The sequence below is a fragment of the Nocardioides panacisoli genome, from assembly GCF_039537325.1.
Taxonomy (GTDB): domain Bacteria; phylum Actinomycetota; class Actinomycetes; order Propionibacteriales; family Nocardioidaceae; genus Nocardioides; species Nocardioides panacisoli.
On record NZ_BAABAH010000030.1, the window covers coordinates 1 to 4448 of the forward strand.

General features: G+C 65.1%; 5 protein-coding genes. 2 read left to right on the plus strand and 3 right to left on the minus strand.

From position 1 onward, the window contains the following. Positions 1–306: 306 nt before the first annotated feature. Complete coding sequence (locus ABD709_RS21320; protein ID WP_344779077.1) at positions 307–1029, minus strand: TMEM175 family protein; 723 nt, start codon at positions 1027–1029, stop codon at positions 307–309. 369 nt (positions 1030–1398) lie between these two features. On the opposite strand from ABD709_RS21320, the gene ABD709_RS21325 reads away from it, so the two are divergent. Continuing rightward, on the plus strand, positions 1399–1824 hold the full coding sequence (locus tag ABD709_RS21325) for a nuclear transport factor 2 family protein (protein WP_344779078.1): 426 nt from the start codon (positions 1399–1401) through the stop codon (positions 1822–1824). A gap of 48 nt (positions 1825–1872) precedes the next feature. Continuing rightward, positions 1873–2262, plus strand: a complete 390-nt coding sequence (locus tag ABD709_RS21330) for an SgcJ/EcaC family oxidoreductase (protein ID WP_344779079.1) — start codon at positions 1873–1875, stop codon at positions 2260–2262. A 142-nt stretch (positions 2263–2404) separates the two neighbouring features. Here ABD709_RS21330 and ABD709_RS21335 read toward each other — a convergent pair whose 3' ends face one another. Together ABD709_RS21335 and ABD709_RS21340 are read right to left on the minus strand one after the other, a co-directional pair. Continuing rightward, the gene (locus ABD709_RS21335; protein ID WP_344779080.1) at positions 2405–3586 is read right to left on the minus strand and encodes an IS110 family RNA-guided transposase; all 1182 of its coding nucleotides are present in this window, start codon (positions 3584–3586) and stop codon (positions 2405–2407) included. Positions 3587–3967: 381 nt separating this feature from the next. Beyond that, on the minus strand, positions 3968–4448 hold a 481-nt coding region (locus ABD709_RS21340; protein WP_344779081.1), incomplete at its 5' end, for a WapI family immunity protein.

Sequence of the window (4448 nt, forward strand, 5' to 3'; positions counted from 1 at the left end):
GGAGCAGCGCAGGCCAAAAGAGAGCCACACCCAGCAGGCGGGCAGCCGAATTGAGAGCGACAAACCCCGGGCACCTCGACCGAGCCTCGTCAGCCCCGATCGTGGGGTCAATGAAACAAGCAGCCGAGTAGAGGGCATCTCTTGCGACGCCTTCGCCCTCGACCGCGTCGGGTTCAGGAAGGGCCCGTCTGATCGGCACGGGGCGTGCGTGGAGCAGGAGTGGGTCGGCCTTGGGTCGTCGAGTCCGTCACCAAGTAGTCGGGGTGGTCACATCCCACGTACAGCCGGAGTCCGTCGAGCAGCGCTCTATGAGCCACCTTCTGAGCGGGGCGGATCGGCAATATGGTCTCGCCTCTCAGCGGTCTCGAGTCGACCCGGTACCGGCATGGCGGCAATCAGGGCGTAGAGCACGACGAGGCCGAGGGCCGCATAAGGCGACAGGTAACTCGCGGCGAACGCTGCAGCCGGCACGATCCACACAAGCTGACTGCCAGGGATCCAGATGGCTCTTGTTGTTTCGTCGAGGCCCGGCTGCCACAAGCCGCGTCGGCTCGCGTAGGTCACAGCGCAGGCCCAGATGATCATTGAGCCGGTGATGATCCCCGACATTAGGCGGACGGCAATGCTGAGGTCGTGCACGTCGTGACCGGCGCTCGCCAAGGTTCCGACTGCGAACGGGCTCAATGTCCAGGCGCCGTTGGTCAAGATGACCATTAGCGTGAGGTAGTAGTCGACACCGATCAGGTAACGGAGCAGCCGCTTGGTGTTGATCCAACCCAGCACGACGAGGACGTACCCCAGTGCGTAAGCCGCGTAGTGCTGCCGCTCGGCGGCGAGGGCGTGTCCCAAACCGCCGCGAGAATGCTCGGGAAGTCTCAGATCGAGGACGAGCAGAGTCGCAGCAATCGCCACGATGGCATCGACCCATCCCGAAAGTTCACGGGGGCTTTCGAGATCCTGCATCGTGGGCGAGAACGCCGCGCGGTGTCGATAGTGACTCCAGAAGCGGCTGGGGAACGACCGGATCATGCCGCAGTCTGGCATGGCCAGGTGCGCATCTGTTTCAAGTTCCTGATCTCAACCCGCCGGATGCGTTGTACGTCGCCGGCCGCTGCGCCGTTGAGTGCGTGTCACCCGACAGCGCGAGGCGGCGGATCGGAAAGCCGATCGACGGCGACCTGGCCCGCATCAATGCATCGTGGCTTCCCTTGGACTATCGGCGGATCCTGGCGTCATGCCACGGCGCCTTCGTCCCCAGCTGCGAGGGGCGGGGCGCGGTGGTCGAAGGTCTCCTTGAGGCCCTCGACGAAAGCGCTTCTGCCAATGAGTGGAAGCTCGCGTCACGACTGGTGCGCTCAGGCCCTAGGAAAATCATGAAGGCTCAACGAGGATCCACCTATGAGCCATCACGACGACCCCGGAGGCCTTCTGGCCGACATCTTCGCGTCCTTCGGGAGCGGCGACATGTCCGACTGGGAAGACCACCTTGCCGACGACGCGATCTGCATCGGCACGGACGAGGAGGAGTGGATCCAGGGCAAGGACGCGATCGTCGCCCTCATGCAGACGCAGATGACGGAGATGAGCGCGGCAGGCATCAGCGTCACTGGCGGCGATTCCGTCACCATCGAGCACGGAGAAATGGTGATCGTCGCGGACCGACCCACCATCCATCTTCCGGACGGATCCTCCACCTCGGTGCGCGCAACCCTCGCAGGACGCCGAGTCGAGGGAGAGATCCTTATTCACCACCTGCACCTGTCAGCCCCCGCTCCGAACGCGGACGTGGTGCAGACCGAGCTCACGGTGCCCCAAACTTCCTAAGGGGAAGGCCTCTTCAACTCGGTCGGACAGATTCAGGGGTAGTCGGGCGTGAGCGAAGAACAGTCAGCACGGGACCTGCTGGACGCGCTGCAGGACGCAGTCGCGAACAAGAATCTCGATGCCGTTCTCGAGCTCTTCGACGAGGACGCCGTTGTGTTCGGCACGGCTGCTGCAAGCGTCGGGGCCGAGGAGGTGCGCGGCTACCTCACGCGGGTCCTGGAGCAGGAGGGAACCGTGCGCTGGGAATGGGACCACGTCGTCCCGCTGCTGAGTGATGCAACCGTCTTGGCCTTTGCCGTTGTCGGAACCGTCGGTTTCGACAACGAAGCTGGTGCGGCTGCCGAGGACCGAGATCCCTTCAGGCTGACGTGTGTGGCTGTGCGGTCGAAGGGGCGCTGGCGGTTGCGGCACTTCCACGGGTCGGTACCGCAGGTCTGAGCCGGGTCTCAGCGGCCCGGCACCCATCGTCACACTGAGCAGCGCACCATGGACGAGCCATGACCGGTGCCTACTCCCCGCCCGGCGGTCCGATCGCTGGATGTGGGCTTTCCGAAACACACGCTACTGGCGCCCCTCTGTGTCAAGACGCAGCCGGAAGTGGGGTTCTAGGGTGGGGATCGGCGGGTCCGGGAAGTGGCTTGTCCGAAGAGCCGGTGTGGGGTTGTGAGCCGGTCGCGCTGGAGTCAGAGTCGTTGCCCCGGTGCCCTCCCGGACCCGTCGCCTTCGCTCTCACTACGTCGTCGAGCATGGTCTTGTAGACCAGGTCGGACAGACGCCGTTTCAGGCAGCGCATCGCTTCCATGTTGGTCTTGCCGTCGGCCCGTTTGCGGTCGAAGTAGGAGCGGCCTTCGCTGGGCCGGCGCAGCTGCACGGTGGCCATGATGTGCAGGGTGCGGTTGATCTGCCGGTTCCCTTGACGCGAAAGCCGATGCCGGACGTGGTCGCCGGAAGAGGCATCGATCGGGGCGGTGCCGTTCCAGGACGCGAAGTGCCCGCGGTCGGGGAACCGGGTGATGTCCTCCACGTCGACCAGCAGCCGCGCGGCACCCGTGGGTCCGATGCCGAGCAGATCCAGCAGGCTGCTGCCGGTTGCGCGGACCAGCTCGGTCAGTTCCTTGTCGGCTGCCTTCTTCCGGACGTGGATCCGCTCCAGGTCACCGATCAGCTCCGCGGCCACCCGACGCCTCGCCTTGCCCGCTGCGTCGCGTGGACGGACCCCTGCCAGCAGCGCCTTGGCCTGGGCGGCGGAGAGGTCCTTCTTCGCACCGCCCGGGATCAGCTCGAGCAGCAGGTGGTGCAGCTGGGCGACCTTGCGGGTGTGCTCCTCACCCAGCCAGCCGCGGCGGTCGACCAGGACCCGCAGCTCCTTGCGCTGCTCATCAGCCACCACCGGCCGCAGCCCGCTCATCCGGGTCCCGACCAGCGCGACGGAGTGGGCGTCGGTGGCGTCGGTCTTGCGTCCCTGGCCGGTCGAGAAGACCCGTGCCCGTGCCGAGAGCTTCGGCGGCACATCAACGACTTCCTCGCCCGCAGCGACCAGCCGGACCGCGACGTGCCGGCCGATCCCGTTGCAGCCCTCGACCGCCCAGACCCGGTCACCGAACCGGCTGACGTAATCCATCAACGCGGCGAAACCGGCCTCATCAGTGCCGAACCGGCCACCATCGAGGACCCTCTCGGCGGCGTCCATCACCTCGATCGTGACCGACCGCTTGTGCGGGTCCATCCCGATCACCACACGACTGCTGCTCGTCTCACCCACTGCTGATCTCCGATGCTCGAACCGACAGGTCATCGAGCCGGGAGGGCAGCGCTACTTAGAGCAGGGCAGTCCCCTCTCGAGCCTCTCTCGGCTCACGGCGTCCCGCCCGCGCATGCCAGTAGAGAGCCACACGAACAACTCGTGGGCAGCCGCACAGAGAGCCACAGGCCGGACACCTGGACCGAGCCTCGCCAGGCACCGATCCTGAGGTCAATGAAACAAGTAGCCGCACGGCGAGGCGCGGTTCCGCACGCCAGTGTCGCGCAGAGCTTAGAGGTTCCGGTGAGCGGTCGCAGGTTTCAAGGCCTGCCGATTACCGGGTACGCGCTCTCCATGTCGTTCAGGCTGCTGATCCAACTCGCGAGGAAGGTCTGATCCACCTCAGGCAACTCGAAATTGCAGGACGTTACCTATGCCCGCTCCGTCCGCGAGTTCACCCGAAATCTGGATCCGACCACTGGACTCAGCTTTTACAGTGAGGGTGATCCAATCCTCCATGGTTTCGAGCACTGCCGCACCGAAGAGATTTTGGTTGAGGAACTTCAGCCCTTCGTTGAAGCGGTGGATCTCGTCCATGCGCAGTGATCCTCGGACCTGACCGGTGAAACTGCCTGTACCGATGGACACCGTGGCGATAATCCAGTTCCCGTCCCAGTAGTCGTCCGCGCCCGGGTGCTCCCGACCCAACACCGTGATGGTGAGGTGCTCGGCGTCAGTCGAACCGATGCGGAACTCTGAATCGCCCCGGGTCTGATGGAGGCTCTCAATCCATGGAGGATGAGAGTCATGGCAGCACCCAGGAAGTACCCCGACGAGCTGCGTGAGCGGGCCACCCGGATGGCGGTCGAACTGCGGCAGGATC

Coding starts and splice junctions, on each gene's coding strand:
- ABD709_RS21325 (WP_344779078.1), top strand. CDS start 1,399: ATGAGCCATCACGACGACCCCGGAGGCCTTCTGGCCGACATCTTCGCG.
- ABD709_RS21320 (WP_344779077.1), bottom strand. CDS start 1,029: ATGATCCGGTCGTTCCCCAGCCGCTTCTGGAGTCACTATCGACACCGC.